The sequence below is a fragment of the Hoeflea sp. BAL378 genome, assembly GCF_000759435.1.
Lineage (GTDB): Bacteria > Pseudomonadota > Alphaproteobacteria > Rhizobiales > Rhizobiaceae > Hoeflea.
The window spans coordinates 1-21,289 of record NZ_JRJG01000142.1; the positions used below are offsets into that span (position 1 = coordinate 1).

The 21,289-nt window shown below is 60.1% G+C and carries 18 protein-coding genes; 8 read left to right on the forward strand and 10 right to left on the reverse strand.

Going from position 1 to position 21,289, the window contains the following annotated elements; all coding sequences use genetic code 11:
* Positions 1-129: 129 nt before the first annotated feature.
* A complete protein-coding gene (locus LL06_RS23005; protein WP_035532507.1) occupies positions 130-1,200 on the forward strand; it encodes a type II glyceraldehyde-3-phosphate dehydrogenase in 1,071 nt (356 codons plus the stop codon).
* A 231-nt stretch (positions 1,201-1,431) separates the two neighbouring features.
* On the opposite strand, the gene LL06_RS23010 is transcribed toward LL06_RS23005, so the two are convergent.
* From LL06_RS23010 to LL06_RS23045, 8 genes are all read right to left on the reverse strand, one after another.
* The gene (locus tag LL06_RS23010; RefSeq protein ID WP_035532509.1) at positions 1,432-2,118 is read right to left on the reverse strand and encodes a DUF6629 family protein; all 687 of its coding nucleotides are present in this window, start codon (positions 2,116-2,118) and stop codon (positions 1,432-1,434) included.
* A gap of 72 nt (positions 2,119-2,190) precedes the next feature.
* Positions 2,191-2,880 carry a CBS domain-containing protein gene (locus LL06_RS23015; protein ID WP_035532511.1) on the reverse strand — a complete coding sequence of 230 codons (690 nt, stop codon included), beginning with the start codon at positions 2,878-2,880 and terminating at the stop codon, positions 2,191-2,193.
* A 139-nt stretch (positions 2,881-3,019) separates the two neighbouring features.
* Positions 3,020-3,925: a carbamate kinase gene (arcC, locus tag LL06_RS23020; RefSeq protein WP_035532513.1), complete on the reverse strand. Its 906-nt coding sequence runs from the start codon at positions 3,923-3,925 to the stop codon at positions 3,020-3,022.
* Positions 3,926-3,927: 2 nt separating this feature from the next.
* Positions 3,928-4,929, reverse strand: coding sequence for an ornithine carbamoyltransferase (argF, locus tag LL06_RS23025; protein WP_035532516.1), 1,002 nt, complete (start codon positions 4,927-4,929; stop codon positions 3,928-3,930).
* 20 nt (positions 4,930-4,949) lie between these two features.
* Complete coding sequence (locus LL06_RS23030; RefSeq protein WP_035532518.1) at positions 4,950-6,179, reverse strand: arginine deiminase; 1,230 nt, start codon at positions 6,177-6,179, stop codon at positions 4,950-4,952.
* A 19-nt stretch (positions 6,180-6,198) separates the two neighbouring features.
* Entirely contained in the window at positions 6,199-7,644 is a 1,446-nt protein-coding gene (locus tag LL06_RS23035) for a YfcC family protein (RefSeq protein WP_035532520.1), read from the reverse strand.
* A gap of 17 nt (positions 7,645-7,661) precedes the next feature.
* Complete coding sequence (locus LL06_RS23040) at positions 7,662-8,315, reverse strand: isoprenylcysteine carboxylmethyltransferase family protein (protein ID WP_035532522.1); 654 nt, start codon at positions 8,313-8,315, stop codon at positions 7,662-7,664.
* Positions 8,312-8,566: a DUF2933 domain-containing protein gene (locus LL06_RS23045; protein ID WP_035532526.1), complete on the reverse strand. Its 255-nt coding sequence runs from the start codon at positions 8,564-8,566 to the stop codon at positions 8,312-8,314. Before LL06_RS23045 ends, LL06_RS23040 begins: the two co-directional genes overlap by 4 nt.
* A gap of 547 nt (positions 8,567-9,113) precedes the next feature.
* Here LL06_RS23045 and LL06_RS23050 point away from each other — a divergent pair.
* The 4 genes from LL06_RS23050 (at position 9,114) to LL06_RS23065 (ending at position 16,410) form a co-directional block, all read left to right on the forward strand.
* Positions 9,114-10,088 carry a DUF3991 and toprim domain-containing protein gene (locus LL06_RS23050; RefSeq protein ID WP_052161854.1) on the forward strand — a complete coding sequence of 325 codons (975 nt, stop codon included), beginning with the start codon at positions 9,114-9,116 and terminating at the stop codon, positions 10,086-10,088.
* A 125-nt stretch (positions 10,089-10,213) separates the two neighbouring features.
* A complete protein-coding gene (locus LL06_RS23055) occupies positions 10,214-10,810 on the forward strand; it encodes a DUF1419 domain-containing protein (protein ID WP_035532529.1) in 597 nt (198 codons plus the stop codon).
* 8 nt (positions 10,811-10,818) lie between these two features.
* Positions 10,819-11,217 (forward strand): DUF3085 domain-containing protein, encoded by a 399-nt coding sequence (locus LL06_RS23060; RefSeq protein ID WP_035532531.1) that lies wholly within the window; start codon positions 10,819-10,821, stop codon positions 11,215-11,217.
* An 87-nt stretch (positions 11,218-11,304) separates the two neighbouring features.
* Complete coding sequence (locus tag LL06_RS23065; RefSeq protein WP_035532534.1) at positions 11,305-16,410, forward strand: DEAD/DEAH box helicase family protein; 5,106 nt, start codon at positions 11,305-11,307, stop codon at positions 16,408-16,410.
* A 5-nt stretch (positions 16,411-16,415) separates the two neighbouring features.
* On the opposite strand, the gene LL06_RS23070 is transcribed toward LL06_RS23065, so the two are convergent.
* Positions 16,416-17,363: a hypothetical protein gene (locus LL06_RS23070; protein WP_152599741.1), complete on the reverse strand. Its 948-nt coding sequence runs from the start codon at positions 17,361-17,363 to the stop codon at positions 16,416-16,418.
* Between the two features lie 191 nt (positions 17,364-17,554).
* On the opposite strand from LL06_RS23070, the gene LL06_RS23075 reads away from it, so the two are divergent.
* The 3 genes from LL06_RS23075 to LL06_RS23085 all read left to right on the forward strand — a co-directional run bounded on the left by LL06_RS23075 (position 17,555) and on the right by LL06_RS23085 (position 20,658).
* Positions 17,555-19,219 carry a ParB/RepB/Spo0J family partition protein gene (locus LL06_RS23075; RefSeq protein WP_035532540.1) on the forward strand — a complete coding sequence of 555 codons (1,665 nt, stop codon included), beginning with the start codon at positions 17,555-17,557 and terminating at the stop codon, positions 19,217-19,219.
* Positions 19,220-19,309: 90 nt separating this feature from the next.
* Complete coding sequence (locus tag LL06_RS23080; RefSeq protein ID WP_035532544.1) at positions 19,310-19,783, forward strand: hypothetical protein; 474 nt, start codon at positions 19,310-19,312, stop codon at positions 19,781-19,783.
* Positions 19,780-20,658 carry a hypothetical protein gene (locus LL06_RS23085; RefSeq protein WP_035532547.1) on the forward strand — a complete coding sequence of 293 codons (879 nt, stop codon included), beginning with the start codon at positions 19,780-19,782 and terminating at the stop codon, positions 20,656-20,658. The genes LL06_RS23080 and LL06_RS23085 overlap by 4 nt, the downstream gene beginning before the upstream one ends.
* A 297-nt stretch (positions 20,659-20,955) precedes the next feature.
* Here LL06_RS23085 and LL06_RS28125 read toward each other — a convergent pair.
* Positions 20,956-21,289 (reverse strand): hypothetical protein (locus LL06_RS28125; RefSeq protein ID WP_210165728.1); only part of this gene is annotated, 334 nt, incomplete at its 5' end.

Sequence of the window (21,289 nt, forward strand, 5' to 3'; positions counted from 1 at the left end):
TGCGGGAATCCCAAAACCGACTCTGTGTTCATAGAAAGTGCTCTAGGTCCTGTCGTTCTTGGTTGTAATGGGGCAACAACGCGAGCGTCTGTAGTTTTGACCACAACTAGAACCCAACGGAGAAACATCATGGCCACATCAACCAAAACACGTGTCGCCGTCAATGGATATGGGGTCATCGGCAAACGTGTTGCCGAAGCTGTGACGCGTCAGGATGACATGATATTGGCGGGTGTGTGGGATGTCACCACCGACTGGCGCCTGCATATAGCCGCAGAACGGGGCTATCGCCTGTTCGGTGCCACTCCCGACAGCGCGGCGGCCATGCGCACGGCTGGACTGGCCATCCGGGGCGGACTTGACGACCTCCTGGCGGTATCGGATATCATAGTTGATTGTACACCCAAGAAAATCGCGGCGCAAAATATCACGACCTATCGGCGGCAAGGCGTCAAGTTCATCCTTCAGGGTGGCGAAAAGCACGAGGTAACGGGGCATTCTTTCGTAGCGGAAGCCAATTTTGCCAGCGCGGTAGGGCGCGATGCCACACGCGTGGTCTCGTGCAATACAACCTCGATGGTGCGCACGCTCACCGCCCTCAAGCAGGCAGGGTTGCTCCGCAAGGCGCGCGGCACACTCCTGCGCCGCGCGACCGATCCCTGGGAAAGCCATTTGGGCGGCATCATGAACACTCTGGTGCCCGAGCCAAACATACCAAGTCACCAAGGGCCGGACGCGCAAAGCGTCGATCCGGAGCTTGACGTTGTGACCATGGCGGTCAAGGTGCCTGAGACCTTGGGCCATCTACACTACTGGTCGGTCGAACTCACCAAGCCGGTCGGCAAGGACGACATCCTAGACGCCTTCAGGACCTCCTCGCGCATCGCGCTTATCCGAATGGATTCCGGCCTTTCTGCACTCAACGCCGTCAAGGAGTGGATGGCCGACCTTGGACGGCTGCATGGTGACCTCTATGAAGTGGCGTTGTGGGAGGACATGCTCACGGTGCAGGGCAATGAGCTGTTCTATGCGTATATGGTTGACAATCAGGCGATTGTCATCCCCGAAACGATTGACGCCATCCGTGCGCTTACGGGAATGGAGAAAAACGCGTCGGCATCGATTGAAAAAACCAACAAAGCCTTGGGAATCGGCATATCTCTGACAGGGCGCGGTGCGGGAGGAAATGCACACCTGTAGCGATGGCAGTGGCCTCGGTATTCTCGCCGGGAACACCGCGTTGTTTGGATTGCTACAGCGCTTTGGACGCCCTCTACCCAATGCTTGAGTCAGTGGGGTGACATTTTCAAGCCATGCTTTGACTTGCGATGCAGGAACTGACGGTTTTTTGTCGAAGACTTGCCAATTTTGAATATGCATTGGTCGAAGGAAGCCGCCAGAATTTTGTAGCGGCGACGTCCAGGTTCAAACTCATCCAAAGAGCTCCGGACATTCGCGCGCGCATTTGTTGGTTAGGATAATGTAGACAAGATGCAGTGTTGCCAATCCTGCCAGAAGGCAGAAGAACGAGATGTATGCGAATTGCAGGAACGCGAAATCGACAACAACAACGGCTATCAGGGTCAGCGCAAAGTGGCGCACATGCTTGTAGTACGACAGAGCTGGTGGCAAAATGATCAGGGTCACGTAGATCATGTTGGTCAGCCAGCGCGGCATCATGAAGTCGAGCCACATCGACTTTTCATAGGCTAGGGACTGGTTGTTGATTTCGACCACGACCATGCTGCTGTTCAGCCCGTGGGGGATATAGAGCAAGAGGCCAAAGCCCAGCCCGATCAGAGACATGATTAAAAACATGCGCTTGCGGGGGCTATCGTTCGGTTCCAGCGCATAGACTGAAAAGGGAATCCAGACCGGCCACATGAACCATGTGAAAAAGATGAACCCCATCGCGCCCCATAGGACTGTGAACGGATCGTCTCCAGTCATGCCCAACCAAACGCTTCCCTCCATAAACTGCTGCAATCCGGCAAAAAGCGGCATCAAGGCGATCGGAAAATATCGTTTATTGCGGCGCCAGGCGACGGCGGAAATTGCTGTGCCTCCCCCGACAAGAAAGACGCTGGCGGCAAAGCTTACCGGAGCGGACAGACACATCAAATGGCCTTTCTGAGTGAAATTGTTACCCGACTAAAGCCCGTACAAGCCGGCGATCTCAAATCAGCTTGCTTAAATGCCCCAAGCATAATTGGGTAGCCGCCCAATATTGACCGAAACTTCTCCTAAACCATCGATGTTGGCCAAAGCAACTCTGACTGCGGCCTCTTCGGCGTCTGATGCGGCAATACCCCAAACATCTACACGTCCACCTTCGACCACCACATTCAGTTGCGCAATGCTCAGCCTCGGCGCTTCGGCTAGCGCGCCCAATATTATATCGCGTTTTTCCTGATCATCAGAACTGGACTCAAATCTGATCACCGGTACTGCCGCCATCGCGTGCAACAGGTTTGCCCGACTTACGATACCGACCAGTTCACCATCATCCAAGACTGGAACCCGCTTAAAATGCTTTTTCTCCAGTAGTCTCGCGATCTCTCCGACCGGCATATCGGAAGGGATGGTCACTACATTTGTGGTCATAATATCTTTGGCACTGCGACCATGAAGGGCAACATATTCAGATGCCTCCAAGTCCGGGTTGGCAAAAAAGGATAGCCACCAGGATCTGTGCTTTTCGACGGCACCTTCTACCCTTCGCATCAGATCACCCTCACTGACCAGCCCTACGACCCTACCTTTTTCAACGATGGGAACTGCACTGATGTGATGCTTCATCATCAGGGCAGCGATCTGTTCCACGGACGTATCTCGCTCGGCGGTAATTACTTTGTTTGTCATAATATCATGCGCTTGCATATCGTCTTCCTTTTCATGCTACGGTCACTATCGCCACATCCCGCCTGTATGGGCGGCGTCTCCATGTTGTAATTACTGGTGTCATCTCGCCTGAAGTCTCCCTTTTCGCAGCTGGATTGCATCATGTGGGGTCATAGCGTCATAGGGCAATCCGTGTTCCCGCACCTCCGTTGAGCAATTGGACTGCGTCTTGCAATCGACCAATGGCGGCGATTTTTTTGCCTGTAACAAAGCCGGCCGCGGCCGAGAGTTTGGGCGCCATGGACCCAGCCGGTGCATCGAGAAGTCGCGCTTCATCCGGTGTAACAACCGGAATAGCGCGTGCGGTATCCGTGCCGAAGTCGCGGTATACCGCATCAACATCGGTCAAGAGCAATAGGGCATCTGCACCAAGCGATGTTGCAAGAAGAGCACTGGACGCATCCTTGTCTACCACTGCCTCGACGCCCATCAGGCTTCCGTCGGCTCGACGCAGCACCGGAATGCCGCCGCCGCCGGTGCAGATGACAATGACGCCTGCCTCCAATAAAAGCTGGATGACCCGCGTATCCGGGATTTCGAGTGGCTTGGGTGAAGCAACGACGCGCCGCCACCGATCACCGTCTGGCGCAATTGCCCAACCGCCGGCCTTTGCCAACGCCTCAGCCTGCATCTGTTCGTATACCGGCCCCACAAACTTGGTTGGTTTGCCAAAAGCCGGGTCATCGCCATCCACAATAACCTGCGTCAACAAAGTTGCCACTGGCCTGTCATGATTCAGAGCGTTTTCCAGTTCCTGTTCGATCAGATAGCCGATCATCCCAGCAGTTTCTGCCCCCAGAAGGTCCAGTGGATACGCTTCATCTGGCTTGTAGGCCGCACCCTGCAAAGCCAGCAATCCAACCTGCGGGCCGTTGCCATGGGTGATGACCAACCGGTGTCCGGCGCGCACGATACCGGCCAGCGCCACAGCGGCGGTTGCCACATTGGTACGCTGCATGTTCGCAGTCAACGGCTCGCCCCGGCGTAAAAGGGCATTGCCCCCCAAAGCTGCGACAACCAGCATCTCTAGCTCCCCAATGTGGCGACGAGAACGGCCTTAATCGTGTGCATCCGGTTCTCAGCCTGGTCAAAGACAATCGATGCGGAACTCTCAAACACTTCGTCCGTCACCTCCATCGCAGAGATGCCGAATTTTGCCTCGATATCCTTGCCGACAGCGGTTTCGGTGTTGTGGAACGCAGGCAGGCAATGCATGAATTTCGCGCGCGGATTGCCGGTCTTTTGCATCACGTCGGCGTTGACCTGATAGGGCATCAGCAACTCAATCCGCTCGGCCCATTTTTCCTTGGCCTCGCCCATGGACAGCCAGACATCGGTATAGACGAAATCGACGCCCTGGACGGCCTTGTCCACATCATCGGTGAGTGTGATCCGAGCGCCGGTCTCAGAGGCAATAGCCTGCGCTTCCGCTTGGATCTCTTTTGTGGGCCAGCAGGCCTTGGGAGCACAAAGCCGCACATCCATACCCATTTTGGCCCCGCCAATAAGCAGACTGTCGCCCATGTTGTTCTTTGCGTCACCCAGAAACGCGTAGGATATTTCGCGCATCGGCTTGTCACTGTGTTCCGACATGGTCAGAAAATCAGCCAGGATCTGCGTTGGGTGAAATTCGTCCGTAAGGCCATTGTAAACCGGTACACCTGAAAACTCGGCAAGTTGCTCGACGATCTGCTGCCCAAAGCCGCGGTATTCGATGGCATCATAGACCCGGCCTAGTACGCGCGCAGTGTCCTTAACACTTTCCTTGTGTCCGATATGGCTTCCCGACGGTCCTAGATAGGTGACAGTCGCGCCCTGGTCGTGCGCCGCCACTTCGAACCCGACGCGGGTTCGGGTGCTGTCCTTTTCGAAGATCAGAGCAATCTCCTTGCCCTTTAGCCCCGGCTGTTCGGTGCCTGTGTATTTAGCGGATTTCAGATCGGCAGAAAGTTTCAAGAGAAACCCGATCTCGGCGGGTTTGAAGTCACGCAAAGTCAGGAAACTGCGGTTCTTGAGATTAAAGCTCATTGTGTAATCCTTTCACGTGGTCATTCGGCATCACGGATGGTAGGGCAGCTCATGCAATGGCTGCCGCCCCGGCCCCGACCAAGTTCGGCGCCGGGGATCGCCAGAACCTCGATCCCGGCGGCCTTCAACGCTGCATTGGTATCGTCGTTGCGGTCATAGCCGACGACGACGCCTGGCCGCAGCGCCAGCACATTGTTGCCGTCGTTCCATTGTTCGCGCGAACGCTCGGCCTGGTCATGGCCGCCGGTGGGAACGACCGTCAGTTTCGGCAGGTGCAAGACCTCCGCAACCACCTCGAAGAGAGGTCGGTCGTCACGCCGGAATTGAAGCGGCGCTTTGCTCTCGGTTGGACGCAGATCAAAACAGGTTATTTCGTCGGCAACCTCTTTGAAGCTTGTCACCACATCGCCCCCACACAGCGTGAACACCGTGTCCAGATGCATGGCGGAACGGCTCTTTGGCAACTGACAGGCAATCACACGCTCTGCTACGCCTTTGGCAAACAGCGCCGAGGCCAAAAGGCCGATGCCCTGTGGCGAGGATCGCTCACCCATGCCGATCAGCACAGTTCCATTGCCCACCGGCATCACGTCGCCGCCTTCGACGGTGGCAAGCCCGTGATCCACCGTCGGATCGCCCCAATGCACCGTGGTCTTGTCTGCAAATTTAGGGTGGAACCGGTAAACTGCAGCGGTCAGCAATGTTTCGGGCTTGCGCGCGGGCCAAAACATTGGGTTCAAAGACACGCCGCCATAGATCCAGGCGCTGTTGTCGCGGGTAAACAGAAAGTTGGGTAGCGGCGGCAGGATGAATCCATTCGGCCCCAGATAGCTGCCGAACAGACCGGACGGTTCGAACGGCAGGTCGCCAACTTCGAGCCCGCCGATCAGATGCTCGGCCAGCTTTGCGCCCGGCAACTCGTTCATCCAGGCCCGAAGTTCGTCCAGCATCCCGGTGCCAACATCATTAGTGCTGATCCGGTGGTCCAGCACCCAGGCCCGAGCTTCCGGAATATCCATAACCTCGGCAAGCAAGACGTTCACATCCAGAACCTCGATGCCTTCGTTGCGCATTGTTGTTGAGAAGACATCGTGGTCCTTTTGCGCCTGCTTGACCCAGAAGACATCGTCAAACAGCAGCGATTGTGCATTCGAAGGCGTCAATCGGCGATGCGCAAGGCCGGGGCGGCAGACAATAACCTGCCGCAACTTGCCGGTTTCGGAATGGACGCCAAGAGCGTGGGTTGTCATGTTGGAAACTCCAATTATATCATAGGATTGCGGCGATGCTGAGCACGGCCGAGATAAAGATCGTCAGGATCAGCAGAAGCGGCCACACAAAAACAATCCAGCGGTCATAAGGAACGCGCCCGATAGCCAGCCCGCCGATGACCACGGCCGAGGTCGGCGTGATCAGGTTCACCAGGCCGCTGGCCGATTGATAGGCGGTGACCACCAGATCGCGGGAAACTCCGGCGAAGTCTGCAAGCGGCGCCATGATCGGCATCGACAGAACCGCGAGGCCCGACGAGGATGGGACCAGAAAGCTCATCGCGACCTCGATCCAGAACATCAGGTTGATGAAGGCCAGTTCCGGCAACCCACCTACGGTTTGCGCTGCACTGTTCAAAATCGTGTCGGCAATCAGGCCCTGTTCCATTATAACGACGATGCCGCGGGCTAGACCGATGATCAGTGCCACACCCAGAAGGTCGCGTGCGCCATCGACAAAGTTCGCGGTCAGGCGCTTCTCGCCCATCCGCGCAATCAGCCCAATTAGAATGGCCATACCCAGGAATAGCGCACCCATCTGCGCCATCCACCAGCCTTGTGAGGAAACACCCCAGATCAACGCGACAAAAGTCGCCGCGAACAGGATCAGGATCACCGATTGCGTGCCGCTGAGCCGGTCCGCCTCGGTCTCATTACCGCCGGACAGAAAGGCCTGTTTGTTACCATCGGCCTGGGCTGCAACGACAGAACGGGCCGGATCAGCCTTCACCCGCATCGCGTAGCGCATGACATAGGCCACACAGATCGCAAGCCCGCCGAGCAGCAATACCAAGCGCACGACCAGACCATCTGTAAATGCCACACCCGCCGCGTTCGACGCGATCACGGTGGCGAAGGGATTGATCGTGGACCCCAGCGTGCCGATCCCTGCGCCAATCAGGATGATCGAAACCCCGGTCAGCGCGTCGAACCCTGCAACCATCATTACCGGGATCAACAGCGCATAGAAGGCCAGCGTTTCCTCGGCCATGCCATAAGTGGTGCCGCCAAGGGCAAAGAGCGACATCAGGATCGGAATCATCCAGACCTCGCGCCCTGTCATTTTGCGCATTGCAGCCCTGATCCCGACATCAATTGATCCGGTGGCGTTTACGACTCCCAGAAAGCCACCCAGAAACAAAACGAATAGCGCCACATCGATGGCGTTGGCGGCATAGCTGTCCGGGTTGTAGAACCCTGCCGTCGGGGCGAGCAGGACATCAAAGAAGCCTTGAGGATTGGCCTCGACAGTTTTGTAGGTTCCTGCCACGGCGACTTCACGCCCCACGGCATCGTTCATCACTCTATCGTATTTGCCCGCGGGAATGATCCAAGTCAGCGCTGCTACCAACACGATGAGCAGGAACAAAATGGTGTAGGCTGTCGGGAAACGGGACGCGAGATTTCCGGACTGTTGTTCTGTCTTGGCTGGTTCGGTTACCATTGCTTTGTCCTCGTTTGTCAATGTGATTGTCGGGGCGTTGACCCCAGAGCCGGAAAAAAGGCCGGGACGCGCCGGGCATAGTCCTCGAAGACCGTGCCAAACCGCTCGCGGGTTTCCTGCTCCTCCGTGCGGGCCAGGCGGGCGTACATCCAGATCAAGAAGGGATACATCGCCAGTGTCAGGAGCGTCGGCCACTGCACCAAGAATCCGGTCAAGACCAAGGCAAAGCCCGCATATTGTGGATGGCGCATGCGGGCGTAAAGCCCAGTCGTGGCGAGTTCGCCTTTGCGCTGTGCCGCATACAGCACTGGCCATGCGGCGGAAATCAGCCAGAAGCCGCCGCCGATCAACACAAAACTGAGAAAATGGAACGGCCCGAAATGCGGATTTGCCTGCCAGCCGAACATCATCTCTGGCAGATGTCCTGCATCATGCGAGAACCAGTCGACGCCAGGATAGCTGGTCTGCAACCAGCCCGACAGCAAATAAATGGTCAGAGGGAAGCCATACATTTCGGAGAACAGCGCCACCAGGAAGGCGCTGAACGCACCAAAGCTGCGCCAGTCGCGGGTGGTTTGCGGCTTGAAGAAGCTGAAGGCAAAGATGATGAATATGGCAGCGTTGAGGAAGGCAAAGAACCATAAACCGTATGAGGAGGAGACATCGCTCATGACTTGTCGCCACCGTGCTTGCCGCCATGCCCGCCTCCCCCGTGGCCGCCATGCATGAAGAAGTGCATCACGATAGAGCCAAGCAAAAAAGTGACAATCAGACCATTTCCCGTAAAGATATGGAGGCGGTGTTCAAAACCGAGCAGTACTGCCGCGATCGCCAGAAATACGATCAATGTGGCGCCTACGCGTGATTTCCAGAAGCTTGGCGCCGGCGCTGGTTTGTGCTTTGAATGGTCAGGGTCGGTCATCCCAAATTACCTCCCCATACAGACGCTGCGCTCTGTTCATGCTCGAAATTCGTACTTCCGTGCGGGCAAGATGACCAACTATAGGCACTCGATTTCATCCTCAATTTCTCCATTTGCGTGGCACAACAAATCCGGTTCAACGGTTCCTGTATTAGATAGACGCCGACAGCAGCCGAACCTTACAGATAGTCCGACAGGCAAAGCCACGCGGTGACGGTGACCTGTTCTCTGAGATGTTCTCATACTTTGGGTAGCCGGTACCTAAAGAAAGGAGTCAGGCAATGAAGCGATCACGGTTCACCGAAGAACAGATCATCGGCATGACGCGAAATGGAGGAGGAGGGCTGCCAACCTCCATGCCGCTTGCGTACGTCGGCCGGCAAGGGAAGCTGGCGCCGCGCCTGGCTGTATCTGACGATCCCGGCACAAATGCCGGCTTGCCAGCCGCGCCCTTGTCCTGCCTTGCTCTTCGCGGCCTCCGGGTCCCGCCCCCAAAACTGAGGGCACGGAAACCTGAACAGAGGACCGCACGAGACGCGGAGAGTGAATGGAAAAAGCTGAACTTGAAGAGCTGAGGGGAAAAGTTGCCTGCGGGGCCGTGCTGGAAACCGCCGGCTTTGCCGTCGACCTGAATGAAAGCACCCGCCGCGCGGTCAAGTACCGCCGGGGCGACGACATCATCATCGTCATCCATAATGGCCAGGGATGGTTCGACCCCCTGTCCGACGCCAAGGGGGACGTCTTTCGTCTTGTCGAACATCTCGACGGCCTTCCCTTTGCGGACGCTCTCTATGTCGTCGCCGATCTGGTCGGCTTCGTGCCATCGGAGCCGCAATGGCAGCGGCAATCGCGCGATCGCATGCCGGATCTGTCCGTTCTCGAGCGCTGGTCGGCACGCCGCAAGCCATGGCCCGGCTCCGCAGCCTGGCGCTACCTTCGGGACGAGCGAGCACTTCCGGACACAGTCCTCCAGAGGGCAAACGCCCAGGGTCTTCTCCGAGAAGGGCCGCAAGGCAGCATGTGGGCGGTCCACCGGGATCCGTCGGGAACCGTAACCGGATGGGAAGAGCGCGGACCCGACTGGCGTGGTTTCGCCTCCGGCGGCGCCAAACTGCTCTTCGCGCTCGGCGACCCTGCATCATTGCGCCTTTGTGTCACCGAGGCCGCAATCGACGCCATGAGCCTTTGCGCGCTCGAGGGCTCGCGACCCGACACCCACTATCTCAGCACTGGGGGCGGCTGGTCACAGGCCACGACCGAGATGTTGTTCGCGTTGGCCAAGCGCTCTGGCGCCGAAATCGTGGCGGCCAGCGACAATAACCGGCAGGGCGACATTTTCGCTGCACGGCTCAAGGGGCTCGCCATTGATGCCGGGGCCGGTTTCGAGCGGCTGCGGCCCGAGCTGGACGACTGGAACGAGGTTCTGAAGGCCGAGAAAAGAAAGAAGGACGGAAAAGAGGAGGAGAAGAACGGCTGCCGCATGCCCGCCGGCCGCCTCAAGGGTGAAGCTCCGCCCGGCTGACGCCGGCCCTTGACCCGGCCGGACGGAGAGGCGGCCGCGGGAAGGGGTCCGGAAGGGCTGAAGAGGATGGTGAGCCGGGGACGGCGCCGCGCTTCAGTCCGTGACAGGCCTCAAAGGAGCCCGCCATGACTTCTCCCATCCGCAAGATCTATTTCGGTATCACAGACCGCCATCAGATGTTCCGTCTCTTTGACCGGCACGCCCAGCGGCCTGATCGCTGGCAGACCGACGACAGCGCGCTTTACGCCGGCGAATGGTTCGAAACCGCCCGCCCCGAACACGACTACATGCTCGAAATCCTGCCCCCGTTGTGGATGCGCGGCGAGATGTTCGCCATGCGCGAATTCCTGACCGGCAGCATCACCAGCGTCTTCTACACGCTCAGCATCAATAGAGTGACGCGGTTCTTTCACGCCTATTGCGATCTTGCAGATCCACGCTCGCCGTACGAGATGCGCGACGCGATTGTCGAGCGCGAGCGCCAGCCGATCAAGGCGATGACCCGCGAAGAACGGATCGAGCACATCTGGAGTGCCACGCAGGACGACTATCGAGGCTATGCCGGAGGGGCCTTCCGGCCCGAGCATCGAGGCAAGCGAACGGTCATCGTCTACGGTCGGTCGGAGACCAGCTTCCAGATGCTCGACGACCTGACGGATGCGCAGATCGCGGAAAAGCTGCCCGTTCATTTGCGGCACCTTCCGCTGCCAGTCGCCGCGTGAGGTTCGCTATGTTCACATTTCCAATAATGGCGGTGCGCAAGGTCATTGCACGCGGCGAAGCGGATGCGGCCGCCAATGGCGGTTTCCGCAATCCATACTACGGCACCAGGCCCGGTGAGGGCGAAAAACCGGGGTTCTGGCTCGTCGGCGACGAGGGCGTTTACATCATCTCCAATGGCAAGCTGGCGCAGGGCCAAAAGCCACTCGTCGTTTATTCGAACGAATGCCACCCGAAGGGCAGTGACGATTGGTGGGATCACAAGCGCGGGCACTTCGGCGGCGATGACGGGATCGAGTTCATCGATGCCGGCCTCGTCCTGCCGAGTTTCAACCGGAACTTCGCCGCACCCTATCTAGGGATCCAGCTCACCGAGAACGAGATCTCGTTCTCGCTGATCACCCGCTAACCGCACTTCCAACTCCGCACGTCCCCCACGCGGCCGGTTCGCCCGGCGGCGCGGCTCCGTGCGTTCGCATCACAGGAGACACCATCAATGTCCGACCACGATCCCTTTACCCTCGACATGTTTGGCAGTTCGCAGAGCGCACTGTCTTCCGGCCTGGGCCTTGGCGTCACCGTATTTGCCAAAAGTCCGGCGATCGAACCCGACGAGGGCGTACCACCGCCGGCAGCACCGTCCAAGCGGTCCAAGAGCCGGCAACCCGCGGAACGACAGGCCGTCGAAGCGCCCGAGCGCGGCAGCAATTTCCATCTTTCCGGAAACCGCGACCTGGCGAAGGGCTGGAAGGCCCGCGCCCGCGACAATCTCGACGCTATCTCCCTCGCTGCGGCGATCGCGGCCGAGGACCGACCGGCTACGCATGACGAACAGGCGCGCCTCATTCGGTTCACTGGCTTCGGCGCTTCCGATCTCGCCAACGCCATCTTCACCCGGCCCGGCGACGGCGGGTTTCGGAAAGGATGGGAGGAACTTGGCCAAGACCTGCAGGAGGCTGTCAGCAAAGCCGACTACGCCTCGCTTGCCCGCTGCACGCAATATGCCTATTTCACGCCCGAGTTCATCGTCCGGGCGATCTGGAAGGGCCTCGAACGTCTCGGCTGGCGCGGCGGCCGCGTGCTCGAACCGGGCATCGGCACGGGGCTGTTCCCAGCCCTCATGCCGGAAGCGCTTCGCGGTCAGTCATTCGTCACCGGCGTCGAGCTCGATCCGGTCACCGCGCGGATCGCCCAGCTCCTCCAGCCGGTCGCCCGTATCATCGAAGGTGATTTCGCGCGTACCGATCTGCCGGCGCACTTCGATTTGGCGATTGGCAATCCGCCGTTCTCGGACAGGACCGTACGCTCCGACCGCGCATACCGGTCAATGGGCCTGCGGCTGCATGACTATTTCCTCGCGCGGTCTATCGATCTTCTGAAACCCGGTGCGCTCGCCGCCTTCGTCACCTCGTCGGGCACGATGGACAAGGCGGACGCCGCGGCCCGCGAGCACATCGCCAAATCCGCCGATCTGATCGCGGCGATCCGCCTGCCCGAGGGCAGCTTCCGGCAGGATGCGGGAACGGACGTCGTCGTCGACATCTTGTTCTTTCGCAAGCGCAAGCCGGGAGAGTCCCGGAGCGACGCGGCGTGGCTGGACCTGGCCGAGGTCATTCCGGCCAGCGAGGACTGCGAGGCCATCAGGGTCAACCGCTGGTTCGCCGATCACGCCGATCATGTGCTCGGCCGCCACACGACCACATCCGGTCCTTTCGGCGAAAACTATACCTGCCTGGCCGGTGACGGCGATCCCAAAGCTGCGTTGGACGCCGCAATCCATCTTCTTCCGGAAGCGCTCTATGACGGCGAACCCGGAGAGATCGATTTCGATCTCGAATTCGGTGCGACGCCGACCGATGTCGCCAGACCAGGGGACGCCCATGTCCGCGAGGGCAGCTTCTTCATCGACCCACCGAAAGGGCTGATGCAGGTTCTCCACGGCAAGCCCGCGCCGGTTCCCGTCCGCAAGGGCCGGACAGGCGAGGGGATTTCGGAAAAGCAGATCAACATCGTCAGGAAGCTGATCCCGGTCCGCGATGCGGTGCGCGCGGTCCTCAAGGCCCAGGAGACCGATCAGCCGTGGCGCGATCTTCAGGTGAAGCTGCGCATCGCCTGGTCGAGCTTCGTGCGGGATTTCGGGCCGATCAACCACACCAGGGTGTCGATCTCGGAGAGCGATGCGACGGGCGAAACCCGCGAGACGCATCGCCGCCCGAACCTGCAGCCCTTCCTCGACGATCCCGATTGCTGGCTGGTCGCCTCCATCGAGAATTACGATCTCGATACGGATACCGCGAAGCCCGGTCCGATCTTCTCCGAACGAGTCATTGCCCCGCCATCGCCCCCGGTGATCACCAGCGCCGCCGACGCTCTGGCCGTCGTCCTCAACGAACGCGGCCATGTCGATCCAGACCATATCGCCGAACTGCTGCATCAAGACCGGGAGACCGTCATCGCGGAACTCGGCAGCGCGATTTATCGAGATCCGACAGACGGGTCCTGGCAGACATCCGACGCCTACCTGTCCGGCCCGGTCCGCGACAAACTGGCGATCGCGGAAGCGGCCGCCGAGCTGGATCCGGCCTACAGGCTCAATGTAGAGGCGCTGGAGGCGGTGCAGCCGGCCGATCTCAGCCCGTCCGAGATCACCGCCCGGCTCGGTGCACCATGGATTCCGGCAAGTGATGTCGTCGATTTTGTGAAGGAGTCGATGGGAACGGATATCACGATCCGGCACATGCCGGAACTCGCCTCCTGGACGGTCGATGCCCGCATGCTGGCCTACCGCGCCGAAGGCACCTCCGAATGGGGCACAAAGCGCCGTCATGCAGGCGAACTGCTCGCCGATGCGCTTAACAGCCGTATTCCGCAGATCTTCGACACGATCAAAGACGGCGACAGCGAGCGGCGGATCCTCAATGTCGTCGACACCGAGGCGGCAAAGGAGAAGCTCACCAAGATCAAGACCGCCTTCCAGTCTTGGGTCTGGTCCGATCCGGACCGGACCGACCGGCTGGCCACGGTCTATAATGAGCGCTTCAACAATATCGCGCCCCGATCCTTCAATGGGGACCATCTCCAGCTACCGGGCGCCTCAGGCGCCTTTTCGCTTTATGGGCATCAGAAACGCGGCATCTGGCGGATCATCTCGGCGGGCGCAACCTATCTCGCCCACGCCGTCGGCGCCGGCAAGACGATGACGATGGCGGCCGCCATCATGGAACAACACCGGCTCGGACTGATCTCGAAAGCCATGCTTGTCGTGCCCGGCCATTGCCTGGCCCAGGCCGCCCGCGAGTTCCTGGCGCTCTATCCGACGGCCCGGATACTCGTCGCCGACGAGACGAATTTTTCCAATGACAAACGTAACCGCTTCCTGTCGCGCGCCGCGACGGCCACCTGGGACGCGATCATCATCACCCATTCGGCTTTCAAGTTCATCGCCGTACCGGCAGTCTTCGAAAAGCAGATGATCGAGGATGAGCTCGCGCTCTACGAAGATCTGCTCACCAGGGTCGAGGGCGACGATCGCGTGTCACGCAAGCGACTGGAACGGCTGAAGGAGGGCCTGAAGGACCGGTTGGAATCGCTCGCGACCGTCAAGGACGACCTCCTGACGATTTCCGAGATCGGCGTCGACCAGATCATCGTCGACGAGGCGCAGGAGTTCCGGAAACTCTCCTTCGCCACCAACATGTCGACGCTGAAAGGCGTCGATCCGAACGGCTCGCAGCGGGCCTGGGACCTCTATGTGAAATCCCGCTTCATCGAGACCAAAAATCCCGGCCGCGCGCTGGTGCTGGCCTCGGGCACGCCGATCACCAACACGCTTGGCGAAATGTTCTCGATTCAGCGCTTCCTCGGCTTCGACGCGCTCAAGGAACGCGGATTGCACGAATTCGACGCCTGGGCCTCGACTTTCGGCGATGTGGCGACTGAACTCGAATTGCAGCCGTCGGGCAAATACAAACCCGTCTCGCGGTTCGCGACTTTCGTCAATGTGCCGGAACTGATCGCCATGTTCCGCTGCTTCGCCGATGTCGTGTTGCCGGAGGATCTGAAGCAATATGTGAAAATCCCCGCTGTCTCGACGGGCAAACGACAGATCGTCACCGCCAAGCCGACCGATGACTTCAAGCTCTATCAGCAGATCCTCGATGCCCGCATCAAGGCCATCGAAATGCGCGAAGGTCCTGCCCAACCCGGCGACGACATTCTGCTTTCCGTCATTACCGACGGGCGCCATGCGGCGATTGATCTCCGGCTGGTCGATCCCGACAATGACAACGAGCCGGACAACAAGCTCAACAAGCTGATCGCCAACGTCTATCGCATCTGGCGCGAGACCGGCGCCAATACCTACCTGACCCGCGAGGGAAGGCCTCTCGAGTTGCCCGGTGCGGCGCAAATGATCTTTTCCGATCTCGGCACGATCAGCGTCGAGAAAAGCAGAGGCTTTTCCGCCTATCGCTGGATCCGCGACGAGCTCGTTCGTCTCGGCGTTCCGGCGTCCGAGATCGCCTTCATGCAGGACTTCAAGAAGACCGAGGCCAAGCATCGCCTCTTCGCCGATGTCAATGCGGGCAAGGTCCGCTTCCTGATTGGTTCCTCGGAAACCATGGGCACAGGCGTCAACGCCCAGCTTCGCTTGAAGGCCCTTCATCATCTCGACGTGCCCTGGCTTCCCTCCCAGATCGAGCAGCGCGAGGGCCGCATTGAGCGGCAGGGCAATCAGCATGACGAGATCGACATTTTCGCTTACGCCACCGAAGGCTCGATGGATGCGCAGATGTGGCAGAACAACGAGCGCAAGGCCCGGTTCATCGCTGCGGCCCTCTCCGGCGACACATCCGTTCGCCGGCTCGAAGAGCTGGGCGAGGGGCAGGCCAACCAGTTCGCCATGGCCAAAGCGATCGCTTCCGGCGACCAGCGCCTGATGCAGAAGGCAGGCCTCGAAGCCGACATTGCCCGGCTCGAACGCTTGCGCGCCGCGCATCGAGACGATCTCTTTGCCGTTCGCCGCCAGATCCGCAATGCCGAGCGCGATATCGAGCACGACGCGCGGCGGATCTCCGAGATCGGCAAGGACATCGAACGCAGGATTTCGACAGTAGGCGAGGCCTTCGCCATGACCGTGGGCGGCCAATACTTCACCGAGCGCAAGCCCGCCGGCCGAGCGTTGATGAAGGAAATCATGACGCTGGTACATCTTCAGGAAGAGGGCGAAATGGTCATCGCAAATATAGGCGGCTTCGATCTCGTCTTCTCCGGAAAATGCTTCGGAAATGACGAATTCCAGTACGACGTCGTACTGATGCGGACCGGCGCGGAAACCGACATCGACCTTGCGCTAACCGTCACGCCGCTCGGCGCCGTCTCCCGCATCGAACATGTGCTGGGCGGCTTCGAAGACGAGCGCTCGCAATACCGGTTCCGCCTCGACGACGCGGAGCGCCGGTTGACCTCATACCAGTCCCGCCAGGGTGGAGAATTCGGCTTCGAAGAGGAACTCGCCGACAAACGCAGGCAGCTTGATGCAATCGAAGCCGATCTGGCGGATGAGGTTTTGAAGGAGGGGAAGATGACCGTGGCGGCGGCCTGAGCGCTTCAGTCCCCGTTACGCTGAGCCTGCTGCACGATATGCTCGAGCATATCTCGGATGTAAACACTCGGATAGACAGCGAAGCGGTCGCCATTGGCATGTGTGACGATCCCGTCGAACCGAAGATGCCGATCATTGCCTTTGTCTTTGATGATGGAGAAGACGGGAGAACCGCTCAACCCGTCCGGTTCCACGCTTTCCCGAGTCGACCGGTCGTGCTTCACGAAGATGGTCCGGTGTTCCACGTCCAATGGCCTGGGCTCGTCCTCCTTGAGGTCTTGCCGGATCCAGCGCATCGTGAAGTTGGAGAGCTTGCTGTCGTCATCGCCATCAAGTTCGATAATCGCGGACGATGAGGGATAGCCGATTAGAAACGAATAGTCGGCGGTGATATCTGCCGCGTCCGACCAGATCACGCTCGAGAGATCCATATGCTCAGCTTTTGCTGAACTCTCGCTGTAGTCGAAGAACGTGAGATCCCTGAGCGACTGGCGGTCTTCGTCATCGATAACCGGGCGATGTAGACTACTGGGTGAAACCGCCAGATGCCGGTTCCCGCTCTTGACCACCACGACGAATTGGTCGGCTGCAGGCGCGCCCTTTGCCACGTCGGTTTGATGCGCAGTTACGATAGCAAAAGTCCACCCGTGAAAAGTTACAAGGAATGCGGTTCCGAAGAGACGAAGCTCCCATACATCGTCACCGGTTGAGAACAGCGCAGGGCGAACGAAGCGTCGCATCGAATCCGGTGCGGACTTGAACGGTACATAGGTACCATTGATTCCCACGCTCATATTTGCCTGCGCCGTCGTCCATGTCGGTATTGCCATCGAACACACATCTCTCGCGAAAAAGCTTTCCTGGAAGTGGAGTGAAGGAAGATCAACGAAAAAGGTGAGGTTGAAAAGGGGACCGTTCGCAGATCGGTTGGGCCCGGTGACGCTGTCGCTCAACCGCCGCCTGCGCCATCCCGGCCCGTCGTTCTTCGCAGGTCTTGTCAGCCCCGCTCACCCGGCCGGGCAGGGACGCTCGGCCGCAGTTGCACCGGCCCGCCCGCTCCGCGGTCCCGGGGGTGTCTTCGAGAAGAAGACGAGAAAGGGAGCCGGCGCGGTGCCGGATCCACAATCGCGAACAGGAGCTTCCCATGCATATCATCAAGATCGATCCGCGCGCGCTGAAGGACAATCCCGACGACGCCCGCAAGTCCAAATCCACGCCGCAGGGCGATGCGCTGCTGGTCGCGACCATCAAGGCCGTCGGCATCATCCAGCCGCCCGTCGTTTCCCCCGAAGCGGGTGGCGGCAACGGTTTCATCATCCAGGCCGGACATCGCCGCACCAAAGGTGCAATTGCCGCGGAGCTCGAGGAGATAGAGGTCATCGTGACCGATGCGGCAGACGACGGCGGCGCCATGCGCTCCATGGTCGAGAATATCGCCCGCGAACCGCTCAACCCCGTCGATCAGTGGCGCGCCATCGAACGTCTGGTGGCGCTCGGCTGGACCGAGGAAGGCATCGCCGCGGCGCTGTCGCTTTCGGTCCGCCAGATCAAGAAGCTCCGGCTGCTCGCCAATGTGCTTCCGGCCATGCTCGACCAGATGGCCAAGGGAGACATGCCGGATGAACGGCAGCTCAGGACCATTGCCGCAGCCTCGATCGCGGAGCAGAAGGAGGTCTGGAAGGCCCACAAGCCCAGGAAGAATGAAACGACGTCCTGGTGGTCGGTTGCCAACGGCCTGTCCAAGACCCGCATGTATGCGCGCGATGCCAAATTCGACGATGAGCTGGCGCAGGCCTACGGCATTGCCTGGGTCGAGGACCTCTTCGCCCCCGCCGACGAGGACAGCCGTTATACGACCGATGTCGAGGCCTTTCTCGGCGCCCAGCAGGAATGGATGACCAACAACCTGCCCAAGAACGGCATGATTACCGAGCTCAATGGCTGGAACGGTCCGGAACTCCCCAAGAAGGCCGAACGCGTCTACGGCAAGCCAAAGAAGTCCGACCATACCGCCATGTATCTCGATCGCGACGGCAAGGTGCTATCCGTCGTCTATCGGATGCCGGAGCCGAAGGCAGCGAAGAGCAAGGCGGAGGAGGGTGGCGCCGAAGCACCGACGCAGCGTCCGGACGTCACCCAGAGGGGCCAGGACATGATTGGGGATTTCCGGACCGACGCACTTCACGAGGCGCTTCAACGCGCGCCAATCGAGGATGACACGCTGATGGCGTTGCTCGTCATCGCCTTTGCCGGTCAAAATGTCCGCGTCGACACCGGGGCGGGCAATACGGGATCGTTCCGCAGCCAGATCGCGCCCCATGCGGCAACCCTGGTCGATGAAACCGGCAATCTTGCCTTCGACAAGGACACGCTGAGGATTGCGGTGCGCTCGGTGCTGATCGAGGTGCTGTCGTGCCGCCGCAACATCTCGAACAGCGGCATCGTCTCGCGGGTCGCCGGCGCCGTCGTCGGATCCGATAGCTTCCTGCCCAATATGGGGACCGAAGACTTTCTTCTGTGCCTCTCCCGGCAGGTTCTCGAAGGGGTATGCGCGGACACCTCGGTTCTGCCGCGCAACAAGGTCCGCGACACCCGCGCCGCACTCGTCGAGCATTTCAAGGAAGAACGCTTCGTCCATACCTCCGCGCTCTTCGCGCCCGACGCGAACGAACTAGCTGACTGGAAGGCCCGCAACGAGCTCACCGAGGAAGAGGACGCCGGGGATGCCGAGGGCTCCATCGAAGAGCCGGATGAGAGCGACATCGACTCGGACGCCGTCTCCGAGGGTTTCCGCGAAGCCGCCGAATAGGGGATTTCTTCGTTCCGAACGCACATCACGCCGCCGGCATTGTCCGGCGGCGTTTCCGCTTCCGATTCATCCAACAGGAGGACATCACTCATGTCCGCGCAACTGATCTTCGACACTGCACCGCTCGGTGCGATCATCCGCTACTCAGATGGCACACCCCGTCCCCCTGAGCGGCACCGCCGCAAGCTCCAGGCCTGGGAGCGCCACAACAACACCGGCCGTCTCGTCAAGAGACAGGCGGGTGCCCGCGTCGGGGAAACCATCATTCCCGGAAGCTTTACCCTGCATGAGGGCGACTACGGCACCAAGGCGGTGATCGTGCTGAAGGTCTTCAAGACCTTCTCGCTCGACAGCGATCTCGACTTCACCGTCATCGAGCGTCCTTCGGCCGGCTCGGTTCTCGTGCTCAGCCGGCCCGGCGATGCGGGCGAACTGGTCCACGTCGCGGTCAGCAGGGCCGCGGCCGATGAATGGCTGTCGCGCCACGGCTACCCCGATGCGGTGCTGCATGAGGTGACCGCCGACCAGTTGGCCGCCGATCATGTCGAGGGGAGGGCGGCATGACCAATTCCGCCCAATCCCACCCTTCCGCCTCACAGCCCACCGACATGGTCGGGGTTGAGTTCGGGACCAGCGCCGACGGTTTCGCTGTGGCGTGCATCGATGACACCGCCTACGCCATGCTGCCCGGCCGGGATGGAACCCACCACCTTGCCGCGGCATGGTTCGAGCGCCGGCCTTTGCGCGAGCTTGTGCGGGGAGACTTCTACGGGTTTCACGGCGCTCTCGCCGACGAGCCGGCTTTCCGTGCCAAAATGGCCGAGAAGGCCGAACACATCCTCGAGAAAAATGCTCTCGGCCGCCGGGAAATCCACTCCCGCGCGCATACGCCCTGGGGACCCTCGCAGGGCGCCACGGTCTTTGCCGAAGGGATCGTCTGCCATTCGACCGCCGGTCATGGCGGATTCCATCTTGCGGACGATCGCAATGCCAGGGTCGATGGGCGGCTTCGCAATGCCAATAGCTGGTACGAAGAAGACGTCGAGTGGGCGATCGTTGCGATCACCTTCCCGGAATTGTTTACCAGCTTCGAACGGCGCTGCGCCGAACAGACGGTCAAGGACAGTTGGCCGGACGAATTCGAGACGATCACGGGAACCGTGCTCGAACCCGGTCAATCCCACGAAAAGGATCGCCGGGCCTTCCAGTCACGCCATGTCGGCGACTGGATCGTAATCTCCGCTATCAGGTCGAATCATCACGACGGCTTTGTCGAGGTCGTCGCGACGCTTGGCAGCACGCGTGATCACGCTGCGGAGGAGCGCCGATTTCTGGTTCCCTCGACGGAATACACGGTCGGCCCATTTGGTTTCGTAATCGATCCCGCCCGCCACGATGTCTATGACGGGCCCTCCAGCTTTATCGGATGGGGGCGCTGATGTCCGTCCCCTGGAAATTGATCGCCATTGCCTTCGGCTGGCACGCCAGCTTCCGGATGGAGGGCGCCTATCCGAAGCTCATCATCCATCACAGGCGGCACAGCACCCGGTTCGCGGGGGCCGACGCGTGGAAGCGTGCGGCTCTGACGTCGATCCACGCTCCCCGCTTCATGACCCCGAATAGGAGACCCAGACCATGACCACATGGCTCGTTGCAGTCCATATTCTAGTGACGGCCGATACCACCAATCCCCGTGCGCACATCGCCGAAGCGCTCGAAGCCATCTTGACGGATCGTCACCAGTTCACGATCAGGCCAACGTCGCCATCATCGACTGGGCAGTCGCCGGCGAGGACCTTGCGGCGTCCATGGCCCCTGCCGTCATCACGCCAGACTATGAACCCGGAAGCATGCCCTTCCCGCAATGGCCGGTAGGCAAGGGTTAGCGCAGCGTTGTCCCGAACCGCATCGGCAGACGCAGCGGTGATTTGGTCGGGTGAGCGGTCCGGTTGGCGATCGTCATTTCCTTCACACATCGCCGCCAGTGGAGCGCCATGTTTGCCGGCCTTCCCTTCGGGACAGGCTGCGGTCGTAAACCGGCGGCCGGAGCCTTCAAGGCCGCTGACGCGC